The organism is Curtobacterium sp. VKM Ac-2922 (genome assembly GCF_022815645.1).
Lineage (GTDB): Bacteria > Actinomycetota > Actinomycetes > Actinomycetales > Microbacteriaceae > Curtobacterium.
Window position 1 is genome coordinate 130,240 of the sequence record NZ_JALGRO010000009.1, and the last position, 17,432, is coordinate 147,671.

The 17,432-nt window shown below is 72.5% G+C and carries 15 protein-coding genes and 4 tRNA genes; 12 read left to right on the forward strand and 7 right to left on the reverse strand.

All coding sequences use genetic code 11. The features are described 5' to 3' along the window. Positions 1-140: 140 nt before the first annotated feature. Positions 141-779, forward strand: coding sequence for a hypothetical protein (locus MT346_RS12050; protein WP_243563319.1), 639 nt, complete (start codon positions 141-143; stop codon positions 777-779). Between the two features lie 51 nt (positions 780-830). On the opposite strand, the gene MT346_RS12055 is transcribed toward MT346_RS12050, so the two are convergent. The 4 genes from MT346_RS12055 to MT346_RS12070 form a co-directional block, all read right to left on the reverse strand. After that, positions 831-2,093 (reverse strand): DUF2254 domain-containing protein, encoded by a 1,263-nt coding sequence (locus MT346_RS12055; protein WP_243563320.1) that lies wholly within the window; start codon positions 2,091-2,093, stop codon positions 831-833. Positions 2,094-2,181: 88 nt separating this feature from the next. Next, complete coding sequence (gene mtnN, locus MT346_RS12060; RefSeq protein ID WP_243563321.1) at positions 2,182-2,892, reverse strand: 5'-methylthioadenosine/S-adenosylhomocysteine nucleosidase; 711 nt, start codon at positions 2,890-2,892, stop codon at positions 2,182-2,184. A gap of 34 nt (positions 2,893-2,926) precedes the next feature. Further along, positions 2,927-3,505, reverse strand: a complete 579-nt coding sequence (locus MT346_RS12065; RefSeq protein ID WP_243563322.1) for a GrpB family protein — start codon at positions 3,503-3,505, stop codon at positions 2,927-2,929. Between the two features lie 183 nt (positions 3,506-3,688). Then, a complete protein-coding gene (locus tag MT346_RS12070) occupies positions 3,689-4,327 on the reverse strand; it encodes a hypothetical protein (protein ID WP_243563323.1) in 639 nt (212 codons plus the stop codon). 224 nt (positions 4,328-4,551) lie between these two features. Here MT346_RS12070 and MT346_RS12075 point away from each other — a divergent pair, with 224 nt between their 5' ends. The 7 genes from MT346_RS12075 to MT346_RS12105 all read left to right on the forward strand — a co-directional run bounded on the left by MT346_RS12075 (position 4,552) and on the right by MT346_RS12105 (position 10,586). Then, the gene (locus MT346_RS12075; protein ID WP_243563324.1) at positions 4,552-5,073 is read left to right on the forward strand and encodes a hypothetical protein; all 522 of its coding nucleotides are present in this window, start codon (positions 4,552-4,554) and stop codon (positions 5,071-5,073) included. Next, entirely contained in the window at positions 5,070-5,750 is a 681-nt protein-coding gene (locus MT346_RS12080; RefSeq protein WP_243563325.1) for a response regulator transcription factor, read from the forward strand. Before MT346_RS12075 ends, MT346_RS12080 begins: the two co-directional genes overlap by 4 nt. Continuing rightward, a complete protein-coding gene (locus MT346_RS12085) occupies positions 5,747-6,991 on the forward strand; it encodes a HAMP domain-containing sensor histidine kinase (RefSeq protein WP_243563326.1) in 1,245 nt (414 codons plus the stop codon). Before MT346_RS12080 ends, MT346_RS12085 begins: the two co-directional genes overlap by 4 nt. Positions 6,992-7,185: 194 nt before the next feature. Then, positions 7,186-8,076, forward strand: coding sequence for a helix-turn-helix transcriptional regulator (locus MT346_RS18435; protein ID WP_243563327.1), 891 nt, complete (start codon positions 7,186-7,188; stop codon positions 8,074-8,076). Between the two features lie 118 nt (positions 8,077-8,194). Continuing rightward, complete coding sequence (locus MT346_RS12095) at positions 8,195-8,938, forward strand: carboxymuconolactone decarboxylase family protein (protein ID WP_243563328.1); 744 nt, start codon at positions 8,195-8,197, stop codon at positions 8,936-8,938. Next, positions 8,935-9,336 (forward strand): cupin domain-containing protein, encoded by a 402-nt coding sequence (locus MT346_RS12100; RefSeq protein ID WP_243563329.1) that lies wholly within the window; start codon positions 8,935-8,937, stop codon positions 9,334-9,336. Before MT346_RS12095 ends, MT346_RS12100 begins: the two co-directional genes overlap by 4 nt. A 41-nt stretch (positions 9,337-9,377) precedes the next feature. Further along, on the forward strand, positions 9,378-10,586 hold the full coding sequence (locus MT346_RS12105) for an FAD-binding domain-containing protein (RefSeq protein ID WP_243563330.1): 1,209 nt from the start codon (positions 9,378-9,380) through the stop codon (positions 10,584-10,586). Between the two features lie 104 nt (positions 10,587-10,690). Here the strand turns inward: MT346_RS12105 and MT346_RS12110 are convergent. The 3 genes from MT346_RS12110 to MT346_RS12120 form a co-directional block, all read right to left on the reverse strand. Beyond that, positions 10,691-10,765: transfer RNA gene (locus tag MT346_RS12110), tRNA-Val, on the reverse strand. Positions 10,766-10,801: 36 nt separating this feature from the next. Next, positions 10,802-10,875 (reverse strand) — tRNA-Cys (locus tag MT346_RS12115). Between the two features lie 82 nt (positions 10,876-10,957). Then, a tRNA-Gly gene (locus MT346_RS12120) sits at positions 10,958-11,029 on the reverse strand. 223 nt (positions 11,030-11,252) lie between these two features. Between MT346_RS12120 and MT346_RS12125 the strand changes: the two genes are divergently transcribed. From MT346_RS12125 to MT346_RS12140, 4 genes are all read left to right on the forward strand, one after another. Continuing rightward, a tRNA-Val gene (locus MT346_RS12125) sits at positions 11,253-11,325 on the forward strand. A gap of 143 nt (positions 11,326-11,468) precedes the next feature. Continuing rightward, positions 11,469-13,013 carry a DUF3375 family protein gene (locus MT346_RS12130; protein ID WP_243563331.1) on the forward strand — a complete coding sequence of 515 codons (1,545 nt, stop codon included), beginning with the start codon at positions 11,469-11,471 and terminating at the stop codon, positions 13,011-13,013. After that, positions 13,010-13,858 (forward strand): DUF4194 domain-containing protein, encoded by an 849-nt coding sequence (locus tag MT346_RS12135; RefSeq protein WP_243563332.1) that lies wholly within the window; start codon positions 13,010-13,012, stop codon positions 13,856-13,858. Before MT346_RS12130 ends, MT346_RS12135 begins: the two co-directional genes overlap by 4 nt. Further along, entirely contained in the window at positions 13,855-17,235 is a 3,381-nt protein-coding gene (locus MT346_RS12140) for an ATP-binding protein (protein ID WP_243563333.1), read from the forward strand. The genes MT346_RS12135 and MT346_RS12140 overlap by 4 nt, the downstream gene beginning before the upstream one ends. The last annotated feature ends 197 nt before the right edge of the window (positions 17,236-17,432 follow it).

The window sequence follows — 17,432 nt, forward strand, 5'->3', positions numbered from 1 at the left end:
ACGTCGCCGCAGCAATCACCGAGCATGGAACGACCTGGGGAGAACCTGGGCTTCAGTGATGCTTCAGATTCGACTTCGAGCGTGGTCGTCACCGGCAGGAACGCCGGACCGGCAGTCGCCGGAGACGAACTGGAGACACCATGACGAACAACGACGAACCGACCCGCGAGTTCCCCCGCCACGACCCCGACCACCAGCCGACCGAGCAGTTCGCCCGGTACGAGCAGACGCCGCGCCCGGAGCCGCTCGCGTCGTCGGCGCCTGCCGGGCAGGGCGGTCGCCGCACGGGACTCGGTCGACGCCTGGGGATCGGTGCGGCCATCGTCGCCGTGCTGATCGGCGGCGTCGGCGTGACCGCGGCCGTGGCAGCGGGCAACGGCGGGAGCACGCCGGTGTCCGCGCCGACCGGCGCGCCCTCGGGCGCTCCGTCCGGTGCCCCCACTGGAGCGCCCTCGGGTGCCCCGACCGGCGCCCCGACCGATGGGCCCGGCGCTGGCGGCGCCCCGGCCGGTCCCGCGGCCGGTGGCCCCGCAACTGGTGGACCCGCCGGAGGGGCCGGCGCGACCTGTGGGCCGGCTGCCGGCGGCGCTCGCGCGGCGGGCGGCGACGCGCCGACACCGCCGAAGGACGCTCCGAAGCCCCCGGCCGCACCGGACGCGTCGGGGAAGGCCGACGGCAGCGGGAAGGCCGGCAAGGACGCGCCGACCCCGCCGACCGACGCACCGAAGCCGTCCGGTGCACCGTCCGCGCCGACCGGGGCCCCGACCTCCGGGTCCTGACCCGCGACGGGGGTCGGGCCGCCCTGCACGACCCCCGCGCCGGCCAGGTCCTCACTGCTGGTCGACGTGCTCCGACTGCTGCAGTCGGAGCGCGATCGACCGGGCCGCACGCGCGGCACGAGCCCCACGGTCGTCCGCTCCGACCTCGGCCAGCCGTTCCGCCAGGCGGTGCGCCGCGCGCAGCACGATGGGGTGGTCTCGGCCGTAGGTGCCGACGCCCTCGAAGACCGTGTCGACCAGGTCCTCCAGCGCGGGCCAGTGCGGCAGCACCCGCGCCACGTGCGCGTCGTCGAGGTAGCCCGTGACGGCCTGGCGGTCGCGCCACGCGGGAACCAGGACCGCGCCGGCCAGGTCGAGCGCGCTGACCGCCGTGTACGGGTCGTTCGTCCCGCTCGCCAGGCCCCGGACGGCGATCTCGACCAGCTGCTGCAGCGCGAACCGCACGTCCTGGAACGGCGTGCGTGCGGTCCCGGTGGCGATGCACGCGCGGACCTGACGGGCGGTGCCGTCGTCCTCGCCCGCGGCGACGTCCGCCCCCGTGACCACAGCAAGCGGGTCGCCGACGATCACGTGGTCCCCCGGCATCACCCGCATCACCACGACCCGGTCGTGCCGGCTCGCCCAGGTCACCAGACGGTGCCAGTCGACGGACTGCACGTACCCGTCGTCGGCCGCGCGGACCGTCCGTCCCCGGTCGGCATCGGCGTTCTGCGACGCGACCGTCACGTCGTCGTGGGGCTCGTCCCGGTCGACGAACGCCTGGTCCACGGCCGCGACGAGGTCGACCTGCACCTGCTTCTGCAACGACGAGATCTGCACGCTGGTGGCGATGTGGTGGATGAAGAAGACCAGCACACCGACGTCGACGATGCCCATCAGGACCGCGACGTGGACCGCGATCACCGGAACGAAGGCCGATCCGTCGTCGATGGCCGTGTGCACCGACCGCAGGACCACGATCGCGTAGACGAACGTCGACGTGAACGCGGCCAGGACGAACTGGTTCGCGCGGTCGGCCATGAAGTTGCGCACGAGGCGTGGCCCGTAGGTCGAGGACGTCGTCGCGAGGACCGAGATCGTGATCGAGAACGAGGTGCCCGCGACGGTGAGCATCGCGGTGCCGATCGTGGTCAGGATCGATCGTCCACCGCCGGCGCTCAACGCATCGAGCACGGCGATCCGGACACCCCCGTCGATCACCGACCGGTCGACGGACACCAGCACCTCGGCGAGCACCACGGCCGCGACGCCGAACAGTGCGGGCAGGAACCAGAACGACTCCCGCAGTCGCAACGCCACCATCCGCACGGACACCACCAGCTTCTCGTCGACCCGGCGACGACCGACCGGCGCACCGCACTGGAGTCAACCAGCCCCCGGGTGCCGACGGACGGCTCCGGCGTCAGACGGCCAGACCCCGGACGACGTCGTGGACGACCTCGGCAGCGCGGGCCGCGGCATCGTCGAGGTGCAGGCGGAACTCGTCGCCGTCGGGCGCACACAGGTCGCTGATGCCCCGGACCGACACGAACGGCATCGCGTGCACGTGGGCGAACTGCGCGATCGCGGCGGACTCCATGTCGACGGCCGCGACGGTCGGGAACGCGTCGCGCAGCACACGGGCACGGTCCTCGGTCACGAAGACCTCACTCGACCCGATCGTCGCCGACCGGAGCGGATGGGCTGTGCCGGAGGCCAGCGCCAGCCGCACCATCCGGTCGTCCGGGGCGTAGCCCGTCGGCATGCCGGGGACCTGGCCGAGCGCGTACCCGAAGGCCGTGGCGTCGGCGTTGAGGTTGACGTAGCGGTCCCCCACGACGACGTCGCCGATGGCCACCCCGCGCATCAGCCCGCCGGCGGTCCCGACGCTGATGACCGGCACGACCCCGAAGTCGTGGAAGCAGTGCGCGACCGCGGCGGTGGCGTTGGTGAACCCGATGCCGCTGCGGCGGACGGCGATCGTCGCACCGTCCACGTCGAGGAGCTGGTGTCCGTCGTGGCCACCGACCGGGCCGTACTCGGACGGGACCCCGCCGATGCGGTCCGCGAAGGCCGTCACCTCTTCGCTCATCGCCGCGATCACCACGGCGACCGGTGCTGCCCGATCGTCCACCCGACGATCCTTCCACACCCTCGAGTGCGCGCGGTCAGGCGCCGCGGCCACCGGCCCGCCGGGCATGCGCCCGGTGCTTGATCGCCTCGATCACCGAGGTCTTGGCGTCGGCGTACGCGTTCATGTCGTCCCACTGCCGGGTCATCAGCGCACGCTTCGTCTGCTCGTACAGCGCGCGATCGGCGTCATCGGCGCGCAGGTGGTCGCGCAGCAGCAGGTAGGCGTCGACGGCCGGGGTGCCCTGCTCGTACACGTGGACGTGCACGTCGCGCTCGGGCGTCCTGACGAGACGGTGGCCGGGCTCGCGCACGCGCAGCTGGTACCCGGCGACGAGCAGCGGCTCGAGGTACGCGGCCTCGTCGGTGACGTCCGGCACCGCGACGACCACGTCGATGATCGGTTTGGCAGCGAGCCCCGGCACCGCGGTCGACCCGATGTGCTCCACCACGACCGGCAACGCCCCGACTGCGCGACGGATGCGCTGCTCGTGGTCGCGGTAGGTCGCGGGCCATGCCTCGTCGTACTCGTGCAGGCCGACGACGAGGGGTTCCGGACCGCCGACGATCTCGGTGGTCGTGACGTCGGGACGCGGGGTCGGTGCAGGTGCTTCCACGGGTCCATCCTGCCCCCGGTCGGCTCTGGCCAGGACCCGCCCGCCCGCCTTCTCAGTGCCAGAGCACCAGCAGTCCGACCAGCCCCGAGAAGGTCAGGGCGATCGCGCTGACGAGCACCCCGACCATGACGTCGTCCTCGGGTACGTCGTCGGTGTCCACCGGCCCGTGCTGCCGTCGTGTCCTCATGAGAACCGTGCCACGAGGCCGGGGACCACCGCGTGCGGCTGGATCGCGACCAGGCGGTAGGACGCGCCGTCGTCGAACGTGAGTACGACCGTGTGCGGGCCGAACAGGTACGGCGACGCGGTCAGGCGGGGGCGGTTCGCGGTGAACTCGTAGACCACGGCCGTCCGGGCGAGCGACGACCCGCGCTCCTCGTAGAGCGACACCTCGTCCGGGGACGTCCCCGTGGCACCGGCGCACGTGCTGTCGACGAGCCACTGCGTCGTGCCGATGCCGCGCAGGTCGCTCGCGCTGATGACGCTCGACACGACGTCGTCGCCGCAGATCTGCAGCCCCGGGTGCTCGGCGGCACGGACTGCCGCGGTGAGCCCGGGCACGGTGTCGGTCGACGGGTGAGCGGCCTGTTCTCCGGGCCGCGGGGGCTGTCCGGACGGGAAGTCCGCCGGCGTCGCGCTCGCCGTCGACGGCGAGGCCGGTGACGACGCCCGGTCGCCGGCCGTGGTGGACGGCCGGACGCTCTCGCGGCTGTTCCCCGTCCGCGCTGCGTCGTGCGCCGGGGACTGCGCACACCCCGCCAGCAGTCCCGTGACGACCAGTGCTGCCGCCACGACGCCCGCGGTGGTCCTCGTGCGTTCCATGTCCTCATCCTCCTCGTCGAGCGCGATCCGGTGCGTGCTCCCGACGACGGAACCTACGGAGCCCGGGTGTCGACGCCGTGACGCCCGGCGCGGCAGGATGGCCCTGACGAGGTCCGGACGACCGTGCCCACGCGGATCTCGTCGTCACCGAACTGTCACACGACTGCCGCCGACGAGCCACCGCGGCGTCCCAGGATCGGGACGAACCCACCTGGAGGACCACGATGACCACCGCAGCACCCCTCGATCCCCGCCCGCGGCGCGGCGCCGCCGCCACGGCGATCGCCGTCGCACTGGCAGTGGCCACGTGTGTCGCGGCGTCGCTCAGCATGGGTGCCCTCGGCACCCCCTCGGCCGACGCCGCACCGGTCGCGCAGGCGGCCAGCGCCTCGGGCGCCTTCCTGGCCGGGTGCGGCAGCGAGGCCGTCGCGTCGCCGCTCACCGTGCCGATCTGGTGCGCCTCGTCCGACCAGGTGCTGCAGGACCTGACGTGGTCCGCCTGGGGCGGCACGTCGGCCCGCGGTGTCGGCAGCTTCGTCGACAACCCGTGTGACTGCGCGAGCGGGCAGCTGCACCGGTACGCCGTCGCCGTCTCGCTGGACGACCAGGTCGCCGTCGCCGGCACCACCCGGTACGAGCGACTCCGCATCACGTTCGCCAACGGTCGTCCGGGGTGGGCCTCACGCCCGACGATGTCCTTCCGATGGAGTGACCAGGGCTTCGTCACCGACCAGGTCCTGTCGTGACCGACCCCGTCGAGGGTGGCGCGTCCGTCCTGCTCGCCGAGGACGACGACGACGTCCGTGAGACCACACGACTGCTGTTGCTCCGCCGGGGCTTCCGCGTGCAGGAGGCCGCGGACGGCGTCATCGCGCTCGACCTCGCCCGCGCGGCGCTGCCGGACATCGCCGTGGTCGACGTCGCCATGCCGCGGATGGACGGCTTCGCGCTGGCCCGGGAACTCACGGCGCTGTCCGTGCCCGTGGTGTTCCTGACCGCCAGGGACCTGCCGACGGACATCGCCGGCGGGCTGCTCGCCGGCGCTGACGACTACGTCACGAAGCCGTTCGACCCCGATGTCCTGGCCGCTCGGCTGACCGCGGTGCTCCGACGCACCGGGACGCGCCCGGTGCGGACCGAGCGGATCGGCACCATCGTCGTCGAACACGACGCCAAGCGGGTGCTGCGCGGTTCGACGCCGGTGCCGCTCAGTGCGACGGAGTTCCGCGTCCTGCAGGCCCTGCTGGCGAACCGCGGCGCCGTGTTGTCGCGCGAGCAGGTCGTCGCGATCGTCTGGGGTTCGACGTGGCAGGACCCGCGGATCGTCGACACGAACGTGCAGCGCCTGCGGCGGAAGCTCGGCAGCGACGCCGTCGAGACCGTCCGCGGCTTCGGCTACCGGATCGCGGCGGCCACACCGTGACGACCTGGACGTCCGGACCCGTTGCTCCCGCCGCGCGACCCGTCATCACGACACGGGTCGCCTGGTACCGGTCCCTCCGCGTCCGGACGGCCACGGCCATGGCGCTCCTCGCGCTCACCCTGGTGCTGGCCGCGGGTGCCGTGTTCGCCCACACCTCGATCACCGGTGCGCGCGAACAGCTCCGGGCGCAGGCCGTCGCGCAGCTGCGCGAGACCGCGGCGACCGACGCGTTCGGCGGTGCGCTGCCGTCCCGAGCCACCTCGGACCCGGCGGCGCTGCCGGGTCCCCTCCGCCGCGCACTCACCGGCGACCAGGTGGTCACGTACGACGACGGCGACGCGATGTGGGCCGCGCGCGGGCAGGGCGACGACCTGCTCGCGACGCGGGTGTCAGCAGCGCCGGTCCGCCAGCAGTGGAACGCGCTCGTCGAGACCTTCGCGGTCAGTGGCGCAGCGGCAGCGCTCATCGCGGCCGTCGCCTCGTGGTTCGTCGCCGGGCGGCTGACCGGGCGACTCCGACGTACCGCCAGCACCGTCAACGACGCGATCGGGGGGCGGCAGGCGGCGCCGGCAGCAACCGCCGAGGACGACGAGGTGGGCGTGCTGTCCCGCGGCATCGCCGACACGGCCGCCGCGCTCGCCGCCCGGCTCGAGCGGGAACGCGCCGTCAGCGCCGACGTCGCCCACGACCTGAAGACCCCGTTGACGGCGCTCAGCAGCGCGGCCGCCCTGCTCGGCGACGACGAGGACGCCGCACGGATCCGTCGGTTGGTCCGGCGGTTGCGCGACCTGGTCGACGACCTGCTGCGACTCGCCCAGGCACAGCACGACACACCCGCGGTGCAGGTCCGACCGACGTCGATGGCGGGTGCCGTCGAACAGGTCCTCGAGGACCAGGCCACCGGCGACGTCCCGCTGCGCGTGCTCGCCGACGCGACCGTGCCGCTCGACGCCGACCGACTCGCCCGGGCGCTGACGAACCTGGTGCAGAACGCCCGGCAGCACGGCGGCGGTCACGTGGTCGTCGAGGTCGACGGCCACGAGGTCCGTGTCGTCGACGACGGCCCGGGATTCCCCGAGGCGATCCTGCGCGACGGACCGCGCCGGTTCGGCGCGCTCGGCACGGCCGGCGGAACGGGCATCGGCCTGGCCATCGCCCTGCACCACGCCGAGGCGATGGGCGCGCGCCTGGTGCTCAGCACCACCGACGGCGGAGCGTGTGCGGCCCTGCGGTTCGGCTGACCACCGGACGGGAGGCGCGGGACCGGCCGGCACCGCGCCTCCCGTCCGGTGTCCTGGTCGCGTCCACCGCCCCTGGGAGCCCGCCGACACCCCGTGGACACGGGTCGCGGACCGTACTCGGGCCGTGTCAGGATGAGGCCGTGACGGCGATGCCGCTCCCGGAACGGCAGCCCACGTTCCGGAGGTACCGGGTGGTGACCATCAGTGAACACCGCGGTGCGGAGCTCGAGGCGACCTACGGGCTGTCCGACGGCGTCGACGGTTCGCTCGACCAGTTCCAGTACGCGGGTGCCGGTGACGCCGACCTGTCGATGCGCGGCGCGACGGTCGAGGGCACGCGCACCGGACGTATGCGGCACCGGCGCGACCACATCGTGTTCTGGATCGGCGACGGCACCGCGACACTCACACCGGAGTCCGGCGAGACGCTGACCGCTGTCCCGGGACGACCCATGATGCTCTCCGGCAGCGTGGCCTACGACTTCACGGCCGACACCCGCAAGGTGACGATGCTGCACGTGTCCGAAGCACTGCTGCGCCGGTGTCTCGCCGCCCGCGGTGTCGTGCTGCGCGGGCCGTTGGTCTTCGACGAGCAGCCCGACGGCATCGCGTCGCTGCGCGATCTGCAGGCGGAGCTGCGCCGGTCGACCCCCGACCTGGTCAACGCCGAGGTGACCGGAGCCGAGCGGGCGCTGCTCGACGCGCGCGTCGCGGATGCCGTCGTCCGGACGTTCCCGGTCCGGGCCGCCCCGAGCCTCGCCTCGCCCTCCGTCTCGCGTGCGGTCGACCTGATGCACCTGGACGCCCGGTCTCCGCTGACACTCGAGGACCTGGCCGACGCGTCGGGACTGAGCATCCGCGGACTGCAGAACGCCTTCTCCCGCGACCTCGACACGACCCCGACCAAGTACCTGCGCGACCTGCGCCTGGACGGTGCCCGGCGCGAGCTCGAGGACGGCGAGGCGTCCGCCGTGGCCGAGGTCGCACGCGACTGGCAGTTCAACCACCTGGGTCGGTTCGCGAGTGCCTACGGTGAGCGGTTCGGCGAGCGGCCGAGCGAGACGCTGCGGCGGCGGCGGGGCTGAGTCGCGGCGTCCACGCCGGCCCGGCGAGGGGTACTCCCCCAGTGCATCCCTCGGGTTCTCTGACCGGCCTAGCGTCGATCGTGCCGCCGGATCGGCGGTCGACGGAAGGACGCAGCAGATGACCACGAGTGACCTCGCGCCGGGTGACCTCACCGTGACGGACCCCGAGTTCGTCGCGATCCACCAGCACTTCGCGTTCGACGAGGTGCTCGCGCACACGTCGCTGTCCCAGGCCGACCGGTTCGTCGTCCAGCTCGGCGCGGTCGTCGCCGTGGGCGGACGGACCGAGTTCCGGGCACTGGTCGTGGCCGCGCTCGACGCCGGGGTCAGCCCCATCGTCGCCAAGGAGGTCGTCTACCAGGCGACCGCGTACGTCGGGTCGGCACGCTCGACCGACTTCCTCGTGGTCCTCAACGAGCTGCTGACCGAGCGCGGCGTCGCGCTGCCGCTCGCGGGGCAGTCGACCACGTCCGCGGCGGACCGGCTGCCGGTCGGCCGGGCGAAACAGAGCGAGATCGTCGGCACCGAGGCGGTCGACCGGATGTACGACCAGGCTCCGGCCGACGCCCTGCACTTCCAGGAGTTCCTGTCCGGCAACTGCTTCGGCGACTGGTACACGCGCACCGGACTCGACGTGCAGCGCCGCGAACTGCTGACCTTCGCGATCCTGGTCGGGCTCGGCGGCGCCGACGCCCAGGTGGCCGGGCACGTCGCGATGAACCTGCACGTCGGGAACACCCGACAGGACCTGCTCGACGTCCTCACCGTCCTGGTGCCGTACGTCGGGTACCCCCGCACACTCAACGGCCTGACGGCCATCAACGACGGCGCCCCCGCCGGCGCAGGAGAGGACCACGCATGAACATCGAGCCCCGCACCCCCACCCGCAAGAACCCGCCCGAGCAGTTCGCCGGCGACGTCTGGGTCGACAGCATCGTGACCCCGCACGAGGACGGCCAGCACGCCACCGCCGCCCTGGTCCGCTTCGCACCGGGTGCCCGCACCGCGTGGCACTCCCACGAGAAGGGGCAGTACCTGCACGTCACCGCCGGGGTCGCCCGCTTCGGCACCCGCGACGGCGAGGTCATCGAGGTCCACCCCGGCCAGACGCTCTACACCCCGCCCGGACAGGAGCACTTCCACGCCTCGACCGAGGACGGCTTCATGGAGCACATCGCGTTCCTCGAGCTCGGTGACGACCCGAGCGTGGCGACCACCTGGAAGGAACACGTCACCGACGAGGAGCTCGCCGGACGCTGAGTCCGGGGAGCATCCCATGCGGTACGCGCAAGATGGGAGGCGTGTTCATCCCCACCCGAGCAGCCGGCCTCGAAGCACTCGACGAGTTCGTGCCCCACGCGGGCGCCGAATACCGCCGCGACCGCAACCACGACCTCGGCCCCGCGCGGACCAACGTCTCCGGGCTGTCGCCGTACATCCGGCACCGCTTGATCACCGAGCACGAGGTGGTCGACGCGGTGCTCGCCCGTCACAGCCTGTCGGCCGCCGACAAGTTCGTGCAAGAGGTCTTCTGGCGCACCTACTGGAAGGGGTGGCTCGAGCAGCGGCCGGAGGTCTGGCGGCGGTACCGCGCCGAGGTCCGCGACCTGCTGGCAGCCGACCCGCCCGGCGGGTACGCGGACGCGGTCGCCGGGCGGAGCGGCATCGACGCGATGGACGCCTGGGTGCGGGAACTCGTCGACACCGGCTACCTGCACAACCACGTCCGGATGTGGTTCGCGAGCATCTGGGTCTTCACGCTCGGGCTGCCGTGGCAGCTCGGTGCGGACTTCTTCCTCCGGCACCTGCTCGACGGCGATGCCGCATCCAACACGCTGTCGTGGCGGTGGGTCGCCGGGCTGCAGACCAGGGGGAAGACGTACCTGGCGACGGCGGCGAACATCGCGCAGTACACCGACGGGCGCTTCGCACCCTCCGGGCTGGCCACCACGGCTCGGGCGCTCGACGAGGAACCGTTCCCCCGGCCCACGGCGATCCGACCCGACGACGTCGACGGCACGGTCGGCGACCGCGTCGGGCTGCTCCTGCACGAGGAGGACCTGGACGCCGCGAGCCTGCTGGCCGAGCAACCGGGGCTCGTGTCGTCGCTGACCGCGACGGCGGTGTCCGTCGATCCCGACGGGCGTTCTCCTGCGCCCGCCTCGTCGCTGGTGACCGCGTTCACGACCGGAGCCGCAGCGGACGCAGCGGAGCACACCCTCGATGCGCAGGGCCGGCCGGCCGAAGTACTCGGTGGGGCGGACCTGACCGTCCTGGTCCGGTGGGCTACCGCTGCGGGACTCGACACGGTCGTCGTGCCGTACGCCCCCGTCGGACCGGTCAGCGAGCGGCTCGATGCCGCGCGGCCGGCCCTGCACGCCGAGGGGATCGCGCTCGTCACGGTGCGACGACGGTGGGACAGCCGCGCCTGGCCGCACGCGTCGCGTGGGTTCTTCCCGTTCCGCGGCCAGATCCCGGAGTTGGTGCAGGCGAGTACTCGGTCGTCCTGACCGGGCCAGGAGGATCGCCCCACCGTCCCCGCGCTGGTCACCGAAACCAGATGGGAACGACGAAGCCCCGGCCGGTCCTGGTGGACCTGCCGGGGCGTTCGTGCTGGTGGGCGATACTGGGATCGAACCAGTGACCTCTTCCGTGTCAGGGAAGCGCGCTACCGCTGCGCCAATCGCCCAGAGTCTCTGCGGGGCAGAGCCTTGGAGGGTGTTGCTGGAGGTGGGGACGGGATTCGAACCCGCGTGGACGGCTTTGCAGGCCGCTGCCTAGCCTCTCGGCCACCCCACCATCGAGGTTCACGTCTCCGTGAGTACCCGAACGGTGGGATACCCTCTGGTGAGAAACCAGCCCCCGAGGGAACCGGTACTCGAGCGGATGACGAGATTCGAACTCGCGACCCTCACCTTGGCAAGGTGATGCGCTACCACTGCGCCACATCCGCAAGACGTGACCGAGGCCACATCCGTGTCGGCCCGCTCTCGCGGCGACTCATGAACCTTATCCGACTCCGAGCCCTTTCGCCAAAATCGCTCTCGTTCACCGGGCGTGTCCCCCGAGTCCACGCGGAACGGGGCTGTCGAACGGCCCGCGACGCGCGCGAGCAGGGCGCCCGGTTCGGCAGTCCCCGCGACATCCGCTACTATCGATCCGCACGCAAGTGCAGGGGGCGATTGGCGCAGTTGGTAGCGCGCTTCGTTCACACCGAAGAGGTCATCAGTTCGAGTCTGGTATCGCCCACGTATCTACTCACTGCCTGAAGAACATCAGCAGTGCCTGTAGAACACCCTCGCTGCGGAACATCCGCAGTCCAAGAGCCCGACGCCAGCGCGTCGGGCTCTTTGCATCCCGGCACCCGAACAGCACAGACCAGCAAGGGCAGCATGACCGACGTCGACCTGGAGTACGCCCGCGTCCGCGCGGTGCTCGACCGTCCGACGCTCCGGCTGATGTCCCGCCCCACCAGCGCCGTGGTGCTCGCCGTCTTCCGCACGGTGTTCGACCGCGACGTGCAGTACGTCCCCGCCGAGCGCATGCACCTGCAGGTCGAGGAGCACGTCACCCGGCTGCAGGCGACGGGCGCCCGGGTCCCCGCGGGTGACACGCAGCCGGACGAACCGTCCGGCACCCGGGCGAACGGCCGCGCGCTCTGCCGCGAATGGGTCACCGCGCAGTGGCTCGTCCGCTCGAACTCCCCCGACGGCGACGAGCAGTACTCGCTGACGAGCCACGCCCTCGAGGCCCTGAGCCTGGTCGACGCCCTGTCCTCGGACCGGGCACTCATCAGCGAGAGCCGTCTGGCGATGATCGTCGACGCCGTACACCGGTGGGCCGCCCGCGCCGAGCCCGACCCCGACGTGCAGATCCGCCGGCTCGACGCGCAGATCGCCGAGCTGCAGGCCGAACGCGACCGGCTGGCGAGCGGCGACGAACCGGCCGCGGTCGATGACGAGCGGATGCGGGACGGCTACACGAACATCACCGACCTGATCCGCCAGCTGCCGAGCGACTTCAAGCGCGTCGAAGAGGCGGTCGCGACGATGCACCGGCAGATCGTCGAGGACTTCCGGAACGAGGTCCGCCCGATCGGCGACATCCTCGACGACTACCTCGCGCGCACGGACACCCTGATGCAGGCCACGCCCGAGGGCCGCGCGTTCGAGGGCGCCTTCGAGCTGCTCCGCGACGACGCCCTGCTGCTGCGTCTGCGTGAGGACATCACCACGATCCTGGCCCACCCCTTCGCCGAGTCCCTGAGCGGCACCGAACGTCGTGCCTTCCGCAACACGGTGGCCATCCTCCGGCAGGGCATCGAGGACGTCCTGGCCCAGCGACGCCTGCTCACCGGCACCCTGCGCGACCAGATCGTCGCCCACGACGTGGTGCGCGACCGCGAACTCGACGCCGTCCTGCGCAGCGTGAACCGCCGACTCGCGACCCTCATGGATGCCGGAGGCGCGCGCGACCGCGTCCCGCTGGAACTGCTCCCCCCGGTGGCCGAGGTCGGCACCCTGCGCGAGCGCCTGTTCGACCCCGACGCCGAGGCCGTCCCGCCACCCATCGAGGAACCCGACGACAACGTGTTCGACGACCTCGACGTCGAGTCGCTCCGGCGCCACGGTGGGCCCCTGCTCGCCGAGCTCCGTGCGGTGCTCGCCAGCGGCACGGCCGGCACGAGCGCAGCGGCCTTCCACGCGCTGCCGGCCGACCAGCGCCGACCGGTCGAGCTGTTCGGCCTGGCGCACCTGCTGACCGGCCGCCCCGACTTCGAGACCGCCGACACCACGGTCCCGCACGTCACGGTGCGGCCGGACGGCACGACGGTCACCTTCACCATGCCGACCGCCGACCTGCTCGGCGTGCGTCCGGCAGCCGACACCTCGGCAGACGAAACCACGGCAGACGACACCACCCAGGAGGCCCGGTGAGCGACACGACGTCGACCGACGTGGACGAGACGGCCGCGTCCGACCCCGGAACCACGACCGACGTGACCGACCGGTTCGACGGCGTGGACCCCTTCGACGCCGACGCGTCGGTCCCGCTGGACGCGGACGAGCGCGACGACTCGAGCTTCGCGCTGTTCGAGGGCGACGAGGGTCGGCTCGACGAGCCCCAGCGCCGCGCCTTCGTCGCCCTGCTGCGGCACTCGTACGTCAGCGCCCGCACCCACGCCGACGAGTGGCGTGCAGTCCTCGACGCCGAAGGTCAGCTGCGCTCGCGTCTGAACGACCTGTTCCTCGAACTGCACGTCGACCGCGACCGCGAGGTGGCGTGGAAGCGTCAGGCCCGCTCGGAGAGCCAGCGCCGGACCTTCCCCACGCTGCTGCGCGACGTGCCGTACACCCGCGAGGAGACCATCGTGCTGGTCTACCTGCGGATGCGCCTGCGTGCCGACGCCCGGCCCGGTCCCGACCAGGTCGTGGTCGACCGGTCCGAGATCCTCGGGCACGTGGCCGGCTTCCGTCCGGCCACCGCGACCGACCGCACCCGTGACGAGGGCCGCGTGGCGAAGGCCGTCGAGCGCCTGGTCACCGCGCGGATCCTGCTGCGCACGACCGACCCCGACCGCTTCCGCATCGCGAGTGTCGTCGAGGTCCTGCTGCCGCTCGAGCGGCTGCTCGAGCTCGATCAGTGGTTGGCGAACGCGACCAGCGGACCGATGGGGCCGCTCGACGGAGCCGAGCCGGGCCTCCTGTCCGACAGCGACAGCGACAGCGACAGCGACACAGAAGCCGACACGACGACCGAGGAAGACGAGGACCAGGCGTGAGCGACCACCGGCTCGACACCGCCGGCATGCCGGCGCTCTTCGACACCGTCGCGCAGTGGCGCGCCGAGTCCATGCAGGTCGTCAACTGGGGCGGCTTCCACGGCCACCGCCAGGTCGAGCTGTCCGGCACCGCGACGCTGATCTCCGGCGCGAGCGGCACCGGCAAGTCGACGCTCATGGACGCCTACCTGGCCGTGATGATGCCGTCCGACGTGCCGTTCAACGGCGCCTCGAACGACGCGACGACCGGGCGCGCGCGGAGCGCCGACCAGCGCAACCTGCTGACGTACCTGCGCGGCAAGGTGGACACCCGGCGTGACCCCGAGTCGGGCGCGCTGCGCGACGTGAACCTGCGCGGCGACGACAGCATGACGTGGGGTGCGGTCGCGGTGACCTTCCGGAACGACGACGAACGGCGATTCACCGTGCTGCGGGCGTACGTCGTGCCGAAGCGGGCGCGCGGCGTCGGGGACATCCAGATGACCATGGCGACGGTCGACGACGACTTCGACCTGCGCCGGCTCGAGGACTTCGTGCCCGGTCGGTTCAGCCACCTCGAGCTGACCGGACGGGTCCCCGGGCTCGTCATCCGTGACACCTACCACGAGCTGGCGTACACGCTGCAGACCCGGCTCGGGATCGGCGACTCGGGCGGCGGCAACCGGGCGATGCGGCTGCTCGCGCGCATCCAGGCCGGGCAGCACATGCCGACGGTCGACTCGCTCTACAAGTCGCTCGTGCTCGAGACCCCCGCCACGTACGAGGCAGCGGACCGGGCGCTCGCGCACTTCTCGGCGCTCGACGAGGCGTACGAGGCGATGGACACCGAGGAGCGCAAGGTCCGCATCCTGTCGCCCATCACCGAGCTGCACCTGGAGATCGAACGCTCCCGCTCGGCCGCAGCCGCCCTCGACGGCATCGCGACGGGCTCCGAGGTGTCGCCGTTCGCGCACTGGACCGCCACCCGCAAGCGGGCACTGCTCGACGACGAGGTCGACCGCAACGCCCGGTCCCGCACGGCCGCGCGCGCCGAGGTCGAGGCCGCATCCGCCCGGCACGCCGCCGTCGAGATCGAACTGCGCGAGGCCGAGGGCCGGCTGCGCGACTCGGGCGGCAACGCGCTCGCCCAGCTCGAGGACCGGATCGACCGGCGCACGCGCGAGCGATCCACGGTGGAGCGTGCCCGCGGGTCGTTCGACGAGCGCACGGCCGTCCTCGGGACGTTCACCACGGAGTCGGCGTTCACCGCCGGACAGCGAGCGTCGCACGAGTTCCTCGGCACCTACGCCGACGCCCGCGCCGCGCTCGACACCCGCCGCGATGCGCTGACACGCGAGGAGTACCCGCTGCTCGACCGCGAACGGTCCCTGCGGCAGGAGCGCCAGTCGCTCGAGCACCGGCAGGGGGCGATGCCGCTGCCGATGCACGAAGCGCGGGTCGCGATGGCCCAGGCCGCCGGCATCGATCCGGACGACCTGCCGTTCGTCGCCGAGCTGCTCGACGTGCTGCCCGGCGAAGAACGCTGGCGCACGGCGATCGAGTCCGTCCTGGCCCCCGTCGCCCGCACGCTGCTGGTCGACCAGGACCGCCTCGACGCCTTCAGTGCCGCCATCGACGCGGTGCGCATCCCCGTCCGCGTGCTGTTCGAGGGCGTGCCGTCGGGTCCGCACCTGGACATCGACGGCGACCCCGCGATGGTGTCCGGCAAGCTCGCCGTCAAGGAGTCCCCGTTCAGCACGTGGGTGCGGTCGCGGATCGAGTCCGACCGGATCGACGCCCGCTGCGTGGCATCCGCGTCAGACCTCGGCGGTGGCGGACGACGGGTCACCGAAGCGGGCCAGCTCCGTGACGGCAAGCGCGGCGCCCACGGCGACCGTCGTCAGGCGAACGTGATCGGTTTCACGAACGAGGCCCGGGTCGTCGCGGTGGAGGCCGAGCTGTCCGCGATCGCTGCGGACCTCGCCACGCTCGAAGCCCGTCGCACCGACGTCGCGCAGGACCTCACCGCACTCGACGAGCTGCGGGCAGCACACCAGCACCTGGTGGACACCACGTGGCAGGCGATCGACCTGGCCGGCGTCGACGAGTCCCTGGCACGCCTGTCGACCGAGCGCGAGGCCCTGCTGGCCGCAGACGACGGACTGCGCTCGCTGCGGGCATCCGTCGCCCGGCTGCGCACCTCGCTCGACGAGGCGGCCGACCGACGCGCCGCTGCCCGCCTGACCGTGCAGCGACTCGAGGAGCGACACGCGGTGCTGGTCGACGGGCAGGACGCCGCGGCCGAGATCCTGGCACGGTTCGAGGACTCCCCCGCGCTCACGCCCGACCCGCAGCAGGAGCAGCTGCTCGCCGAGACCTTCGACGAGGTCGGCGCGCCCGACGGGGTCGACGGCTTCGACGACGCGACCAAGCGGCTCCGACGTCGGCTGGAGGAACGGCTTTCCCAGGCGCTCGACGGCGCGGCATCGGCGTCGAACGCGCTGACCATGACGTTCCAGCGTTACCAGGACGCGTGGCCCGACCCGAACCTGGGCACCGGCGTCGCGTCGTACCCGGACTACCGCGCGATCCTCGACGACATCGTCGCCACCGGCCTGCACGCCCGCCGCAGCGAGTGGCGTCGGCGCCTGTCGCAGTGGAGCGGCGAGGACCTGGTCCCGCTCGCCGGGGCGTTCGACCGCGCCTACGCCTCGATCGAGGAGCGGCTCGAACCGGTGAACGAGATCCTGCGGGACCTGCCGTTCGGGGCGAACCGGGATCGGCTGAAGATCGTCATCCGCCGCGTCACGCGCGAGGACGTCACCCAGTTCCGCCGTGAGCTCCGGGCCCTGTCCGCGTCGGTCGACACCGAGCTGACCGACGACGTGCTCGAGACCCGCTTCCGGCGCCTCCGGCGGTTCATGGCCGTCATCCGCCAGGACCCCTCGGCGCCCCGGCGGTCCGGGACGAGCCAGCGCGACGCCGTGCTCGACGTCCGACGCCACATGGAGATCACGGCCGTGCGGTACGACACCGACGGCAACGACCTGGGCGTGTACTCGTCGCTCGGCGACAAGTCCGGCGGCGAGACGCAGGAGCTCGTGGCGTTCATCGTCGGTGCCGCGCTGCGGTACCAGCTCGGCGACGAGACCCGACCGCGACCCCGGTTCGCGCCGGTGTTCCTGGACGAGGCGTTCATCAAGGCGGACTCCGAGTTCGCCGGGCGTGCCGTCACGGCGTGGCTCCGGCTGGGTTTCCAGCTCGTCGTGAGTGCGCCGCTCGACAAGGTCACGGCGTTGGAGCCCTCGATGGAGCGTCTGCTGTCGATGCGGAAGCACCCCGACACGGGCCACTCGTCGATCACCGAGATCCGGCGCACGGAGCCCGTGCCGGCCTGACGCCGGGGTGGGAGTGTGGGTGCGCGGGCGCGTGGCGGGTGCGCGACCGGTCACGACACCCCGCTCACGTGCGCCGAGTGGTCACGTTCCGTCGGTGCGCGGCGCCCACACCGACGTTCTGCGACCAGCCGACGGGTGGCGCTCGGGGTGTCGTGACCAGTCGACGGCGGTCTGGCGCGGGTGGGGCGCGACCACTG

Bases quoted from the DNA above. Each gene is read 5' to 3' on its own strand.
- MT346_RS12050 (WP_243563319.1), top strand. From the start codon at position 141: ATGACGAACAACGACGAACCGACCCGCGAGTTCCCCCGCCACGACCCC.
- MT346_RS12070 (WP_243563323.1), bottom strand. From the start codon at position 4,327: ATGGAACGCACGAGGACCACCGCGGGCGTCGTGGCGGCAGCACTGGTC.
- MT346_RS12075 (WP_243563324.1), top strand. From the start codon at position 4,552: ATGACCACCGCAGCACCCCTCGATCCCCGCCCGCGGCGCGGCGCCGCC.
- MT346_RS12095 (WP_243563328.1), top strand. From the start codon at position 8,195: ATGACCACGAGTGACCTCGCGCCGGGTGACCTCACCGTGACGGACCCC.
- MT346_RS12100 (WP_243563329.1), top strand. From the start codon at position 8,935: ATGAACATCGAGCCCCGCACCCCCACCCGCAAGAACCCGCCCGAGCAG.
- MT346_RS12130 (WP_243563331.1), top strand. From the start codon at position 11,469: ATGACCGACGTCGACCTGGAGTACGCCCGCGTCCGCGCGGTGCTCGAC.